This is a genomic window from Paenibacillus sp. RC84 (assembly GCF_041260495.1).
Taxonomy (GTDB): domain Bacteria; phylum Bacillota; class Bacilli; order Paenibacillales; family NBRC-103111; genus Paenibacillus_F.
The window spans coordinates 509563-524947 of sequence record NZ_JBGBYL010000001.1 but is presented as its reverse complement, the minus strand read 5'-3'; the positions used below and the strand labels follow the sequence as shown (position 1 = coordinate 524947).

Below are 15385 nucleotides of genomic sequence, written 5' to 3'. Positions count from 1 at the left end.
TCCTTTGTTAGTTAGCTGCGGCTGCTGTCGTGACTTTTTCTTTATCTTTCAGCTGATGCTGACCGGAAATGACGATCTGCTCGTTTTCGCTTACGCCGGAAATCACTTCCTGCATCGTTTCCTTCAAACGGCCGAGCTGGATTTTGCGTTTCTCTACGGTATCCCCGTTCAGAACGAAGACAAATGAGTCGCTGCCTTCTCTCACGATACTAAGCGTCGGGATAGCCGCCACTGTCTGCTCCGCCTCATCGGTCAGCTGAATCTGAACTTTCTGTCCGGGCTTCAGCTTTTGGTCGGCGTTTGAAACTTCCAGCTCCAGCGTGTAAGCTTTCGTCTGTGAATCCAGCACATCGGAAATATACTTAATCGGCGCTTTCGTTAGTTCCGTCGTGCCCGGCAAATAGAAATTCAGCTCTTTCTTGTCGCGCACCAGATTAACGGCTTCTTCCGTCAAATCGGCCTTGATCAGGATCGGATTCAGCTGCTGGATGACTCCGGCTTTAAATCCCTGCCCGACCGTCATCCCCGCCTCAACCGGGAAGTCCGTAAGCACTCCGCTTACAGGTGCTTTCACTTCCGTATTTCCCAGATCGCGTTCCGCTTTCTTGACAGACAGGCCGGACGTTTCGATCGCTACTTGAGCAGCGGCGAGCGAATCCGTATTGTCCAGCGTTTTGCGCTTCTGCTTCAGGGTACTGAGATCAAGCTTGAGGCTGTTGAGCTTTGTTTCCTCCTGCTCCAGCTGGATCTTCGTTACAGTGCCCTCATCGTAATCGTTACGTATCTTATTAAAATTCTTCTCGGCATCCCGGATTCCCTGCTCCGCTTTTACGATGTTGTTATCGAGGTCCGTCTTCGCGTTGGCCAGCTCTTCCTTAGCCTGCTTCAACTGGGCCTGGGCGCTCTTGATGCCGAGCTGTCCCTGTTCCTTCTGCAGCTGCAGATCGGATGGGTCAATGCGGAACAGAAGCTCTCCCTTTTTGACCATGTCGCCTCTCTTTTTGTAGACCTGCTGAACGTCTCCGCCTGTTTTCGAAATAACTTCCAATTGAACGGAAGAGATGACATTGGCAACCTGCTCAAGCGGGTCCGATATTTTCTCTTTCGTCACCTTGACGGTTTTTACGGTCTTAATCTGAGATTCCTGGCCCTGTGTGGTGTCCTGCGGACCAGCCAGCGGTTTGTTCGAACAGCCGACGGCCAAGGCCGTAGTAAGGGCGACAATGCCTACCAGTTTCGTGCTCTGCTTTACGATCGTAGCTAAAGGACGTTTCATCAGTTTGTACTCTCCTCTTCTCTTTGCTTGACTCAGGATTTTGCCGCAGGGACCGTATCCACCTTATTTTTCTTTGGTTTACGGTGGAACGCGTTCGAACTTCTGCGTTTAAAGGATTCAATCATTTCATAAATGATAGGTACGACAACTAGCGTAAGTACTGTAGAAGTGACAAGTCCGCCGATAACGACGACCGCCAATCCTTTGGAAATAATGGTCCCCTTGGACATACCGAGCGCAAGCGGCATAAGCGCAAACACAGTCGCTCCAGCGGTCATAATGATAGGACGAAGACGAGTCAACCCTGCACTAATAAGGGATTCCCTGACTTCGATTCCCTGATCGCGCAGCTGCTGTACCCGGTCGATCAGAACGATCGCGTTCGTCACGACGATTCCGATCAGCATCAGGAATCCGATGAGAGAAGTAATATTAAGCGATTCTCCCGTAACCAGGAGACCGAACAATCCTCCGATGACCGCCAGCGGCAGCGAGAACAGAATGGCAAAAGGAGCGCTGGCGTTCCCGAATGCGAGAACCATGACCAGATAGACGATAAAGATGGACGCGCCCATGGCAGCGAACATTTCCGAGAACCCGGAAGAGATATCGTCGGATACCCCTTTAACCTCACGGCTTACGCCGGAAGGAAGCTCCAGTGCATTCAATGCTGCAGCCACCTTGCCGCTGACTCCGCCTTTATCCGCACTTTTGATCTTGGCCGTTACTTTCAGCGTTTGGGTCTGATTTTCACGGGTGATGGCTGTAGGAGCCTCAATCTGCGTGATCTTGGCGATTTCATTCAGTTGAACGGTCTGCCCCGTCGGTGTTTTCAGCAGGAACGTGCCGATTTTATTCACCGAATTTTTATACTGGGGATCAAGCTCCACCTTGGTCTCATAAGTAACGTTATCAAACTTCAAGTCGCCGAGTTTGCTGACTCCGATCCAAGAGTTAACCATTTCAAGCACCTGGGCGGAGCTCAGTCCGTACAAACGCGCTTTGTTCTGGTCGACCGTGACTTCGACTTCCGTCTTGGAATCGCTGAGGCTGTCCTTGACTTCGTACAGATCGGGGAATTCTTTCATTTTCTCTTTAACCTGGGCGGCCGCCTGCTTCAGATACATCATGTCGTCGCCTTTCAGGGAGTAAGAGAAATCCGTGCCGCTTCCGCCGGCGCTCGCAGCAATCAGTGAACCGTCGACCTCGGAGCCTTTGGGAAGTTCATATAAGATTTTCTCTTTGTAAGCATTGAAGACCTGCTGGGCGTTGCTGTTTTCGTTCGCTTCGGTAAACATCATCGTCCGGTACGGCGTTACATCGCTGCTGAATGCGTAGCCCACCATTGACTCGTTGTATGTAAACTGCGGATTGCCCGAAGCGTCTTTCGCTTCCCTCATCATCTGCTCGAGCTGCTTGGACTTTTCATCCATCGTCTCGATCGATGTGTCGTTCGGCATCTTAATCTGGAAAATCATCTGCCGGGCCGACTGATCCTCCGGCATGAACGATACGGCAAGCTGCGGTACGATCAACACCAGCGAGGCAATGAAGAGAACTCCGGAGAACAACAGTGTCTTAATCCGGTTGTTCAGGGACCACTCCAATACTCTTTTGTAACCAAGCGCAAATTTGCCGACATGATTCTCGTCGTGGTTGCCGAGTTTTTTGCTTTTCAGCACCAGTAGCTTCGCAAGCATCGGAATGACGGTTAGCGCTACGAGAAGCGAGGATAGAAGTGCAACGACCAGCGTAAGGGCGAATGGACGGAACACTTCGCCGATAACTCCGCTTACGAATGCAATCGGACCGAATACGCCGACGGTTGTAATCGTCGAAGAGGTAATCGCCGAGGCTACTTGAGCGGTCGCCAGCTTGATGACGGATTCTCCGCGTTCCTGGGCTTTCTGTAGCTGGCTGTAAATATTTTCGATGACCACGATACTATCATCCACGACGCGTCCGACCGCAATAGCCATACCGCCGAGTGTCATGATATTGAGTGAAATATTAAGCGGCACCATCATCAAGAGCGTAATTAGAATGGATAATGGAATCGAGACCAAAACGATGAGGGTCATCCGAATATTTCTGAGGAAGAGCAAAATCATAACCGAGGCGAGAAGGGCGCCCATGCCGCCTTCCTGCACCATGCCGTGGATCGACTTTTTAATTTCCACCGCCGAATTATAAACGGATTTGAATTTCACGCCCGGCAGGGTTTTCTCCCAGTTTGCCATCAAAGCGTCGGCTTCGTCCGCGAAGTTTACTGCGTTGGCCGATTTCGTTTTGTACAGCTGCACGCCGATGGCCGGTTTGCCGTCCAGACGGGTGATAAACTGGGATTCGCTGATGGCTTCGATTTTGCCGAGATCCTTAAGCTGGAGCACGCTGCCTTTCGGTGTTGTCAGCGTCAGGTTGTCAAGGCTGTAAATCGTGTCGATCTGGCCCGTCACCCGCACCATCTGGGTCGTACCGTTGAATTCAACGGTTCCTGCAGGACTCGCGGACAATGCGGCCCGGATGCTGTTTGAGACATCCGTCGGCGTCAATCCATAGCTGTTGATCGTGTTTTCATTGAGCTTAATGGAAAGAGTCGCTTCCTGGTTGCCGACGGAGTCGACATGGTCAATGCCTTTGATCGTGTTAAAGCCCGGCAGAATCGTGTCTTTGTAAATTTTATCAAGCTCCGCCTGGTTCATCCCGTCGTTGCCGTATACCCCCAAGTAATAAACCGGCTGGGATGAGAATCCTTCCGTCAGCACCTTAGGCTTCTCAGCCTGCTGAGGCAGCTTGACGTTCGAAACCAGCGCCTCAAGATCCTGCTTGGCATTCTTAGGCTTGATGTCCTGGTCGAGTTCGATCGTAATTTGCGAATAATTATCGCTCGACGTAGACGATAAATTTTTGATGCCGTCAAAACCGGCGACCGCTTTTTCCAGCGGCTTTGTAACCTGGTCAAGCACATCTTTCGGCGGTGCCGTGTACTGGGTGGAAATGACCACGATCGGAAACGAAATATCCGGCATGCTTTCCACCTTCAGTTTAGTCGTGGCGAAAATGCCGCCTGCAAATATCAGCAGCATAATAATAAAAAGCGCCGCCACGTTTTTCATTGAAAAACTAGTCATTTTGTTCATCCACTCTACTCCTCCGCACCGATTGAACAATCTCTCTTGAAATTGGCAGCTGTACCCATTCTTTTCCCATCATAAACGGTAAAGGTTAAAAAAATATAAACTGGCTTTATTTTTTTTCAATGACTTTTTTCTCTACACTTTTTTCCCTTCACGCTGCCTCCTATCGTTTTGACGACAAAAAAGAGGTGTCCACTTCAACAATTACGGATAAATGTGAAAAAAGTTCCATCCGGAGATGGAACTTTTGCTGTAAAACCCACTATTATCGATATAATTAGTCCGAATAAGTAAACCAGGCGATACTTTGCTTGGCCAGCAGCTTGCGCTGTCCCTGGAATTCATGATAGACGCTGAGATGGTACTTATCGAGAAAACGCTGCTTAAAGATCAGGTCCGCGTCCTGGAGCTGAATGGTGAAATTCTCCTTCTTGCCGATCCTCAGCTCATTGTCGGTTACCTGTTCGGCCGATTTGCCGTCGTGCGGCTCCCAATTTTTCAGCTCATACGCTTTCTCGAACGATTTATTGCCTTTATAGTCTTCAAATACGAGAACGAGCTTATGCCCTTCCGGCGCCGTTTCGGTCAAAAGCTGCTTGCGGATATCATAATCGAATTTCAGCGTCAGCACATCGTTGTTGATTGACGTATTGATCCGGCTCATGGAAACCGTGTACGGGAACAGCGTGATGTCTTTCAGCTTGTCTTTGACATCCTTCTTCTCTTTGGGCAGCGCGAACGTTACGGGCCTTACGTAAGCATCGGTTTTTACGGTCTGCTGACCTTCTCCCTGCTTGACTTCCCCGGTTTCCAGCGTTACGGAATCACCGATAAGCAGACGGACATTCTCCATATCCGTGCCTTTCGGCAGTGCGGCCCACACGTTCAGTCTCGCTTTGCCTCCGGGCGCTACCGTTTTCTTGATATCCGATACGGAAGCCGGGAATACGGTGCCATCCTTCATCTGAAAATGAGCGACTAAACCGGTGACCGGCGCAAACCGTTTCTCCGCATTTTCGATTTCCAGCTCGGCCGAAACGATGCTCCCGCTCAAGCCCTCATAGGAATTGATTTCGGCAACCGTATACTGCGCTTTGCGGCCGATTTCTTCGCGGGCGTACTTCGCGCCTAGTCCCACAAAAGGCAGTTGCTGCAGATCGGGTTTCGCGGTCAGCTCCAGCAGATCGTTCACCTGCGTGTCGCTTTCTTTTTCCTGGATGACCAGCTTGACTTCCTTAAACGCATACGTATAAGGGATTTTACCGAGCGCCTCGACAGAAAGAGAGGAGCCCGGATCGATGCCGATCACTTTGCCCGTACGGACCAGCTTAGCCTCCACTTTCACGGCATTATCCAGCAGGAAGTAAGCCGTCATATCCGGAATCGGAAGCGACTGTTCCCCTTTGTTCGATAACGTGACGTTGGCGGTCAAAATATCCTGATCTTCCCACGGAAGACGGTAGATGCCTCCCAGCTTGGCCGTGTAGAGTCCCGACTTGTTCATAAACTGCGTTTCCTTGCCGGCCTCGCCGCCGGCAGGTTTACTGACGGCCGGAAGCTGGTAAGCGGCCAGCAGCGTGTTGAACTTCAGATCCGGATGAATCCGGGTGATGACAAGCTCCCAGCCCTTCTCTCCGGCTTTAAGCGGAATAGCCCCCGACAACTGAACGGTTTTCGTCTCCTTCGGGCTGATTTTCAAATCCTTGGCGTTCTTCGCATCCAGCGGAAACAAAAGTCCTTCGGGCGTTCGAACCGAAAACTTGACATCCGGAAGGGTAACCGCCGCCGCCCCGATATTTTCAAGCTGCAGGCTTATCGCAGGCAAATAATATTTCTCGTTCTTTCCGTTTGTAAACTTCTCGGTGGAGGCGCGCAGTTCGCTGCTTCCCACTTGGAAATCGGCATTTTGTCCCGTCGGCGTCACTCCCGTGTAAGAAGCCGGCACGGATACTTGTCCGAGAATGCGTTCGGAGTTTGGCTGGCTGAAATCCCATTTGATAAACTGCACCTGAAGATCCTGAAGCTTCTCGCCGCTGCCGACTTTGGCGTAGTAAGATACCTGGCCCGAAGAGTTGCCTCCGATCTTCTTCACTTCTTTGTCCAGGGGCATCAATCGAACCGTATATGTATGGCCTGTTTTGCTTTTGAGCCGGACCCAGTAGTCCACGAGCGATAAATCGGCAGCGCTTTTATTATGGACGCCGACCGTGAACGTGACGATATTGCCGTCCTGATCCGGCAGCAGCTGGATATTTTGAAGCTCGAACGAACCGGAAGCCCCTGCCGCCACCGAGCCCAGTGCCGGTTGTCCGGAAGCTGCCGCAGCGGGGGTCGCCGCAAGCGCTCCTCCTGTGCTTAAAGTTAAAATCAGCGCCAGTGCGGTCGCACGTGCTGCCATTTTGTTGCGCATAGTTTCCACCTCAACCCATGATTTAAATACAGCCGAAAAGCCTGTTGCCAAAACGCGGATGAAAAGATTTCCATCCTGTTTCCACTTAGTAAGACGATTGAATCTCCAGGAAGTTTCTTTTTAGGCCAAAAAATTATTTTTCCTGCCTCAGTTCCGGCGGTTGCTTTCGTTATTGAAAGAGTTTGCAGGATTTTAAATGAAAATGGGGAAGTTATGAAGATAAGCTTTTTTAACCCATTGTCAAAAAAGGAGTCCTGTCACCATGAAAGCCAAAACCGAATCTTATGCGTCCCGGCATAGAGAACGCCATCTTGAAGAATTGAAAGAGCTGCTCCGAATTCCGAGCATCAGCACATTGTCCGAGCACAAGAAAGACGTTCACCGCTGCGCGGAATGGCTGTCCGGTGCCTTGACCCATGCCGGTCTGGAAAATGTGGAGATCATGCCGACGGCAGGACTTCCCATTGTGTACGGGGACTGGCTTCATGCGCCCGGCAAACCGACCGTCCTCGTCTACGGCCATTACGACGTCCAGCCTGCCGATCCCTTGAACGAATGGCATTCGGAACCGTTCGAACCTGTCATCCGGGACGGCAAAATTTATGCGCGTGGAGCGACGGACGATAAAGCTCAGTTATGGATTCACGTCAAAGCGGCGGAAACGTTCCTTCAAGCGGTCGGAAGCCTTCCGTTGAACATCAAATTTATTCTCGAAGGCGAGGAAGAAATTACGAGCCCTTCCCTCGCCCCGTTCGTAAAAGAGCATGCGGAGAAGCTAAAAGCGGACGCTATCGTTATCTCCGATACGCCCATGCTGGAGAAAGGCAAACCCGCGCTGCTTTACGGGCTTCGCGGAGTCGCCGGAGTCGAGATTGAAATGCTCGCGGCCAGAAACGATCTCCACTCCGGCTTGTACGGCGGCGGCGTGCCGAATGCCGTTCATGCGCTCGCAGGCCTGCTGGATTCCTTTCACGACGAAGAAGGCCGTGTCTCGATAGAGGGCTTTTACGACCGTGTCATCCATCTGACGGAACAGGAACGCGGCGAACTGGCCCGCGTCTCGCAGGATGAAGGGAAGATCCGGGAGGACCTCGGTCTCTCCGAGCTCTTCGGCGAGAAAGGGTATACGTTCACGGAACGTACGACGGCGCGGCCGACTTTGGAGGTAACGGGAATAAGCGGCGGTTTTGCCGGTGAAGGCATTAAACCGATCGTTCCGGCGCGCGCATCCGCCAAAATTGCCTGCCGTCTCGTTGCGGATCAGCGCCCGGATGAAATTTTCGAGCTGATCGAGCGTCATGTAGCGGCCCACACACCGGCCGGTTTGAAGGCTTCGGTCAAAAGAGTGCTGCAGGGCAACCCTTTCCTGACGCCTGCGGACCATCCGGTTATGGTGGCTGCCTCGGCAGCGCTGGAAGAGGCCTACGGAGAGAAAACGGCGCTCACCCGGGGCGGCGGCTCTATCCCGATCGTGGACGTTTTCGAACGCCTGCTTCAGGCTCCGGTCGTCATGATGGGCTTCGGGCTTCCGGACGAGAATCTCCACGCTCCCAACGAGCATTTCGATTTGGACAACTTCGACAAAGGCTTGCAGGCCGTTTGCGGCTTCTGGGAAAAATTAGCCAATCAATAAAAAATGCGGCCTAACTCCGTTAACCATGATAAAATTAAGTCATCGCACTCGAAAACGGAGGAACAGGTATGCAGCAGGATACTTACAAGCTCAGAGACGCTGTACCGGCGGATCTCCCCGCCATCGTACACATTTACAATTCAACCATTCCGGGAAGAATGGTTACGGCCGACCTTCAACCGGTGACCGTCCAGAGCCGGGAAAACTGGTTTGCCGAGCACAATCCGGAAACCCGCCCGATTTGGGTGCTTGAAAAGGACGGCAAGATCTGGGGCTGGCTGAGCTTCCAGTCTTTCTACGGCCGTCCTGCCTATAACGGCACCGCCGAGGTAAGCATTTACCTTGATGAGGAGTGCCGCGGCCTCGGTCTGGGACGTTATCTTCTGGAGAAAGCCATCGCCGCCTGTCCGGAGCTCGGCATTAAAACCGTACTCGGCTTTATTTTCGGTCACAATGCGCACAGCCTTGCTCTCTTCGACCGTTACGGCTTTGCCAAATGGGCCGAGCTTCCGCGGATCGCGGAGCTGGACGGAATCGAGCGGGATCTGATCATTATGGGCAAACGCGTAGGCTGAGGCCGGCAGTAGAAACCAGCGGGTACCCGGCGCGGTTCGGTATCGTATGACGCAGGTAAACCGCTCCCCCGGATGGGACTTACCGGTGGAGCAGGCCGCAACCGTGCACAAGGATGCGGCCCAAAACAAATAGACCTCCATCCGCCATATTCCGGCGTTGGAGGTCTATTTGTTTTGGATCAGGTTCACACCGCGAACAGTTCCCCATGCGCCGTATCGTCGCATGACGGTGGTCACCGCGGACAGTTCCTTTTGCTTCAGGAAGCTCCTCTCCCAGATCCCCGTCAGCGCCGCGGCGTATGCGGGCCTTATTCCGGCTTTATGCCGGCAGATGCTCACGGGACCTCGGTTTATCCCTGTCCGCGGTCCCGACTTGCCCGCTGCCTGCCTTACCGCTTCACACGCCGTAGGAAGTCGGGTCTTCGCGCCAGGAGCGGAGCAGCTCGAGATCTGCCTGAGCGATGGCCCCTTGTTCCACGGCTACTTCAAGCAGCTTGGAATAGTTCGTCAGCGTATCCAGCGGAATGCCGGCTTCGGCAAACGCCTGAATGCCTTTGTCCAGCTGATAGGAGAAAATAGCCAGTACACCCAGCGCCTGACCCCCGGCTTCATTGACGGCCAGAGCCGCTTTGAGGGAGCTTCCGCCTGTCGAAATCAGGTCTTCGATCACGATGACCTTCTGCTCTGCCGCCAGAGCGCCTTCGATCTGGTTTTGCTTGCCGTGGCCCTTGGCCTTGTCCCTTACGTAAATCATCGGAAGCCCGAGTTTCTGGGCTACCCATGCCGCGTGCGGTATACCGGCCGTCGCCGTGCCTGCGACTACTTCGGCCTGCGGGTATTCCGAGCGGATTTTGGCCGCAAACGCTTCTGCGATAGAATCGCGGATTTCGGGGTGCGACATTGTCAGACGGTTATCGCAGTAGATTGGCGATTTGATTCCGGATGTCCAGGTAAAAGGCTCGTGCGGACGCAAAGCTACCGCTCCGATCTTAAGCAGGGAAACCGCTATTTCACGTTCTGTCGATTGCGCTGTGTTCATTATCCAATCACTCCGTTCCTGTGTATAAAAGTTTTGCGTTTATATAATGAGAGGTTATCTTAGCTCTCCAGTGAATCCAAAATCTGTTCCAGTGCCTGGCGCGGGTCCGGTGCGGCCGTTATCGGACGGCCGATTACCACATAATCGGTTCCGGCCGCGAAAGCTTCGGCAGGCGTCATGACCCGGCTCTGGTCGCCCAATGCCGCTCCCGCGGGCCGAATTCCCGGAGTCACCGTGATAAAATCGGCGCCGCACGCTTCCTTGACGGCGGACACTTCCAGCGGTGACGCGACGACACCCTGCAGCCCCGCCTGGCGAGCCAGACGCGCGTAACGGACGACTGCATCCTCCACCCGGCCGGCAATGCCGATTTCCTCGTTCAGCATCATTTGGCTGGTGCTGGTCAGCTGTGTAACCGCAATGACCTGCGGACGCTTAGCTGCGCCTCCGCCAAGGGCCTTGTCCATACCCTCCAGGGCGCCTTCCATCATCTTGATGCCTCCGGCAGCATGGACGTTGAACATATCCACTCCAAGGCGAGTCACGCTTTCGGAGCCGCCTTTGACCGTGTTCGGGATATCATGCATTTTCACATCCAGAAATACGTTATAGCCCTCATCCTTCAAACGCGCTACGAAACGGGGCCCGGCTGCGTAAAACAGCTGCATCCCCACTTTTATGTAACACGGAATTCCCCGAAGTTCCTGAATGAGCGTCTCCGCTTCGGCTGCTGACGCAAAATCGAGCGCTACCATGATCCGTCCGGCAGATTGTGCTCTTGCGGTTTCCATCCGGCATTCCCCTCTCAAATGGCTTGTTTCATTCCTGCGTTCATAAGGAGGGGATGTTACGCTCCCGGCCTTTGCAGGCCGGTTATGCGCACATCCCCTGATTTGGTTTGAACCCGTCCGTTTACGCGTATACCGGCATAGAGCGGGACGAGAAGTTGATCGCTTCGAGCATATGAAGCAGGGCACGGACCGTGTCGAGCGAAGTCATGCAGACGACGCCGTTTTCCACCGCTTCGCGGCGGATGCGGAATCCGTCGCGCTGAGGCGTTTTGCCCTTCGTCAACGTGTTGACGACAAAGTGCGCTTCCCCGCTGCGGATCAGATCCAGAATATTCGGCGAGCCTTCGCTCAGCTTGTTCACGGTTGTGACCGGAACGCCCGCGGCTTCGAGTACCTGAGCCGTACCGCCGGTCGCGATGATTTTGTAACCGAGCCGCTGGAATCCGCCGAAAATCTCCACGGCTTCTTCCTTGTCTTTGTCCGCGACGGTAGCGATGATGGCTCCCGCGGCCGGAATTTTCATCCCTGCGCCGATAAGACCTTTATAAAGAGCTTTCGCAAAATTGACGTCGCGTCCCATAACCTCGCCCGTCGATTTCATCTCCGGTCCGAGCGTCGTATCTACACGGCGCAGTTTGGCGAAAGAGAACACCGGTACTTTGACCGACACGAAGCTATCTTCCGGCCAAAGGCCGCTCTGGTAGCCCATTTCGGTAAGTTTCTGCCCCATGATCACCCGTGTAGCCACATTGGCCATCGGAATGTTCGTCACTTTGCTCAGGAACGGAACCGTACGCGAGGAGCGCGGATTCACTTCGATCACGTACACCTGCTCGTTATGGATAACGAACTGGATGTTGACCAGACCGACTACTTGAAGTTCAAGTCCGATTTTTGTCGTGATATCGATAATCTGATTTTTGATCGCGTCCGAAAGAGACTGCGGCGGATAGACCGCGATAGAGTCGCCGGAGTGAACCCCTGCACGCTCTACATGTTCCATGATACCCGGAATGAGCACCGTTTCTTTATCGCAGATCGCGTCGACTTCCACTTCTTTGCCGAGCATGTAGCGGTCGATCAGGACCGGATGTTCCGGGTTGATTTTCACCGCGTACTCCATGTAGCTGAGAAGTTCTTCATCGGAGTAGACGATTTCCATAGCGCGCCCGCCGAGCACGTAGGAAGGACGGACAAGTACCGGGTAACCGAACTGCGCAGCCGTTCCGACTGCTTGATCCACGGAAGTAACCGTGCCGCCCGGCGGCTGTGCGATATCGAGCTTGCGGAGCAGAGCTTCGAACTTTTTGCGGTCCTCGGCTTTATCGATGCTTTCCAGGTCGCTGCCCAGAATGCGTACGCCCGCTTTGGAGAGCGGAGCAGCCAGATTGATCGCCGTCTGACCCCCGAATTGGACGATGACGCCGATCGGCTTCTCGCGTTCGATAACGTTCATGACGTCTTCGAAGAAGAGCGGCTCGAAGTACAGACGATCCGACGTGTTAAAGTCGGTGGAAACCGTCTCCGGGTTATTATTGATAATGACCGCTTCGTATCCTGCAGCCTGGATGGCCCATACCGCATGGACAGTGGAGTAATCGAATTCGATTCCCTGACCGATCCGGATAGGTCCGGAGCCAAGAACGACCACCTTTTGCTTCTCGGTTTCCAGCACTTCGTCCTCCATCTCATAGGTGGAGTAGTAGTACGGTGTAGTCGCTTCGAACTCCGCGGCGCAGGTATCTACCATTTTATAGACCGGTTTGATGTTCTGGTTCAGACGGTACTCGCGGATTTCCGCTTCTTTGACGAATGTGCTGCGGCCGGCGAGACTGCGGATTTCGGCGATGGCACGATCCGTGAAGCCCATCCGTTTGGCGTCGTAAAGCACTTCGTTATCAAACTCTTCCGAAGCGATTTCTTCTTCATACCGGATCATGCCGTCCAGCTTGTGCAGGAACCACCAGTCGATTTGAGTCAATTCTTGAAGCTGTTCGATGGTGTAGCCGCGGCGGAAAGCTTCGGCAAGCAAGAAGAGACGCTCGTCGTCCGGCTTCTGCAGGCGCAGCTCAAGAGTTTCTTGATCCAGCAGATCGGTTTCCTTCAGGAACAGGCGGTGTACACCGATTTCCAGAGAGCGGATCGCTTTGTGGATCGATTCTTCGAATGTACGGCCGATCGCCATCACTTCGCCCGTCGCTTTCATCTGCGTCCCCAACTTACGGTTGGCGTTGATGAATTTATCGAACGGCCAGCGCGGAATTTTGGAAACGATGTAATCGAGCGTAGGTTCGAAGCAGGCATATGTTTGGCCGGTAACCGGGTTAACGAGTTCATCCAGCGTGTAGCCGATTGCGATTTTAGCCGCCATTTTGGCGATCGGATAACCTGTCGCTTTGGAAGCGAGCGCCGAAGAGCGGCTTACGCGCGGATTTACTTCGATGACATAATATTGGAAGCTGAACGGATCCAGGGCGAACTGAACGTTACAACCGCCTTCGATGTTCAGCGCGCGGATGATTTTCAGCGATGCCGAGCGGAGCATCTGGTACTCGCGGTCCGAAAGCGTCTGGCTCGGAGCTACGACGATGCTGTCGCCTGTATGAACGCCGACCGGGTCGAAGTTTTCCATGTTGCAGACGACAATGCAGTTATCGTTAGCGTCGCGCATGACTTCGTACTCGACTTCTTTCATGCCCGCGATGCTTTTCTCGACGAGACACTGGGAAATCGGGCTGTAGCGGATACCCGATGCCACGGTTTCCACGAGTTCTTCCTCGCTGTGGCAGATCCCGCCGCCCGTACCGCCTAGCGTGTAAGCCGGACGTACGATAATCGGGTAGCCGATTTCGTTAGCGAAGTCCACGGCTTCCGGCACAGTCGTTACGATGGTGCTATCCGGTACCGGCTGTTCCAGCTCGCGCATCAAATCGCGGAACAAGTCACGATCCTCGGCCTTCTCGATAGCCGTTAGCTGTGTGCCGAGCAGTTTCACGTTCTCCTGTTCCAGGACACCTGCACGTGCAAGCTCAACCGCCATGTTCAGACCTGTTTGTCCCCCGAGTGTCGGAAGAAGTCCGTCCGGACGCTCTTGGCGGATGATCTGGGTAACGAAATCAAGCGTGATCGGCTCGATGTATACTTTGTCGGCCATGTTTGTATCGGTCATAATTGTAGCCGGATTGCTGTTGATAAGAACAACTTCAAAGCCTTCTTCTTTAAGAGCCTGGCACGCTTGTGTGCCGGCATAGTCAAACTCCGCAGCCTGGCCGATGACAATCGGTCCGGATCCAATCACCAGAATTTTTTTGAGCTTCTCATTTTTGGGCATAGTGAAGTTCTCCTTTCGACGTGTTGTCAGACTGCTCGGCTTTCCAGGCGGCAAGCATTTGCGCTTGACGCGGAGCCTGCGGGTTGTCGGTTTGATGCGAGCGGATCATGGTCAGGAAATCGTCGAACAGGTAGCTCGAATCGAAAGGTCCCGGAGCCGCTTCAGGGTGATATTGGACCGAAAATGCCGGATACTGGTTATGTTTAAGTCCTTCGATCGTACGGTCGTTGTTGTTGATGTGAGTAACGATCAAGTCCGTACCGGCGATGGATTCTTCTTTAACGGTATAGCCGTGGTTCTGGGAAGTGATGTAGCAGCGTCCGGAAATGAGATCTTTCACCGGATGGTTGCCGCCGCGATGGCCGAACTTCAGCTTCTCGGTGTCCGCGCCGCAGGCCAGGGCAAACAGCTGATGACCCAGACAGATTCCGAAGACAGGCACTTGACCCAGAAGCTGACGGACGGTTTCAACCGCATGAGGAACGTCTTTAGGGTCCCCAGGGCCGTTGGAAAGCAGAACACCGTCCGGCGCAAGGCGCATAATTTGCTCCGCTGTCGAGTCCTGAGGCACGACAACCACGTCGCAGCCGCGCTTCGTCAGGTCGCGGACAATTCCGCTCTTCGCTCCGAAGTCCACAAGGACTACACGCTCGCGGTTGCCCGGCGCGCTGAATACATGCGGCGTCGATACCGTCGATACTTGCGTGGTCATAAGCGGAGTCGTCTGCAGCATTTCCTTCAATTCTTCAACCGAGCGGTCAGAAGTGGTCAGCAGACCTTTCATAACGCCGTGATGACGGATTTTACGGGTCAGCATGCGCGTGTCGATATCGCTGATACCGATGATGCCGTATTCTTTGAGCAGGTTGCCCAAGGTGTACTGGGCGCGCCAGTTGCTCGGCGCCTCTTCGTGCCGGCGTACGACGAACCCGTGGACAAACGGTCTCACGGACTCGAAGTCATCCCGCGAAATACCGTAATTCCCGATCAACGGATAAGTCATCGTCACGATTTGTCCGCAGTAGGACGGGTCGGACAGTACCTCCTGGTACCCCGTAATTCCCGTATTGAATACAACCTCGCCGACCGAATCCCCTTCGGCCCCGAACGATTTACCCGTAAAAAGCGTTCCATCTTCCAGCAGCAGTCTTGCCTTTGCCTTCATGCCCCTCAGCTCCTTCTCTATATGTTTC

General features: G+C 53.6%; 9 protein-coding genes. 2 read left to right on the top strand and 7 right to left on the bottom strand.

The window, feature by feature from the left end; genetic code table 11:
* Nucleotides 1-7 precede the first annotated feature (7 nt).
* The 3 genes from ABH899_RS02330 to ABH899_RS02320 all read right to left on the bottom strand — a co-directional run bounded on the left by ABH899_RS02330 (nucleotide 8) and on the right by ABH899_RS02320 (nucleotide 6823).
* On the bottom strand, nucleotides 8-1276 hold the full coding sequence (locus ABH899_RS02330) for an efflux RND transporter periplasmic adaptor subunit (RefSeq protein WP_369993643.1): 1269 nt from the start codon (nucleotides 1274-1276) through the stop codon (nucleotides 8-10).
* A 32-nt stretch (nucleotides 1277-1308) separates the two neighbouring features.
* Nucleotides 1309-4416, bottom strand: a complete 3108-nt coding sequence (locus tag ABH899_RS02325) for an efflux RND transporter permease subunit (protein WP_369993640.1) — start codon at nucleotides 4414-4416, stop codon at nucleotides 1309-1311.
* Between the two features lie 274 nt (nucleotides 4417-4690).
* Nucleotides 4691-6823 carry a hypothetical protein gene (locus ABH899_RS02320; protein WP_369993637.1) on the bottom strand — a complete coding sequence of 711 codons (2133 nt, stop codon included), beginning with the start codon at nucleotides 6821-6823 and terminating at the stop codon, nucleotides 4691-4693.
* A 262-nt stretch (nucleotides 6824-7085) separates the two neighbouring features.
* Here ABH899_RS02320 and ABH899_RS02315 point away from each other — a divergent pair, with 262 nt between their 5' ends.
* Together ABH899_RS02315 and ABH899_RS02310 are read left to right on the top strand one after the other, a co-directional pair.
* The gene (locus ABH899_RS02315; RefSeq protein ID WP_369993635.1) at nucleotides 7086-8456 is read left to right on the top strand and encodes a dipeptidase; all 1371 of its coding nucleotides are present in this window, start codon (nucleotides 7086-7088) and stop codon (nucleotides 8454-8456) included.
* Between the two features lie 68 nt (nucleotides 8457-8524).
* On the top strand, nucleotides 8525-9031 hold the full coding sequence (locus ABH899_RS02310) for a GNAT family N-acetyltransferase (protein WP_369993632.1): 507 nt from the start codon (nucleotides 8525-8527) through the stop codon (nucleotides 9029-9031).
* A 397-nt stretch (nucleotides 9032-9428) separates the two neighbouring features.
* Here the strand turns inward: ABH899_RS02310 and pyrE are convergent, their stop codons facing one another.
* The 4 genes from pyrE to carA form a co-directional block, all read right to left on the bottom strand.
* Nucleotides 9429-10070: an orotate phosphoribosyltransferase gene (pyrE, locus tag ABH899_RS02305; RefSeq protein ID WP_369993629.1), complete on the bottom strand. Its 642-nt coding sequence runs from the start codon at nucleotides 10068-10070 to the stop codon at nucleotides 9429-9431.
* Nucleotides 10071-10129: 59 nt separating this feature from the next.
* A complete protein-coding gene (gene pyrF, locus ABH899_RS02300; protein WP_369993627.1) occupies nucleotides 10130-10861 on the bottom strand; it encodes an orotidine-5'-phosphate decarboxylase in 732 nt (243 codons plus the stop codon).
* A 121-nt stretch (nucleotides 10862-10982) separates the two neighbouring features.
* Entirely contained in the window at nucleotides 10983-14192 is a 3210-nt protein-coding gene (carB, locus tag ABH899_RS02295) for a carbamoyl-phosphate synthase large subunit (protein ID WP_009671803.1), read from the bottom strand.
* On the bottom strand, nucleotides 14179-15357 hold the full coding sequence (gene carA / locus ABH899_RS02290) for a glutamine-hydrolyzing carbamoyl-phosphate synthase small subunit (RefSeq protein ID WP_042232507.1): 1179 nt from the start codon (nucleotides 15355-15357) through the stop codon (nucleotides 14179-14181). The genes carB and carA overlap by 14 nt, the downstream gene beginning before the upstream one ends.
* Nucleotides 15358-15385: the final 28 nt, after the last annotated feature.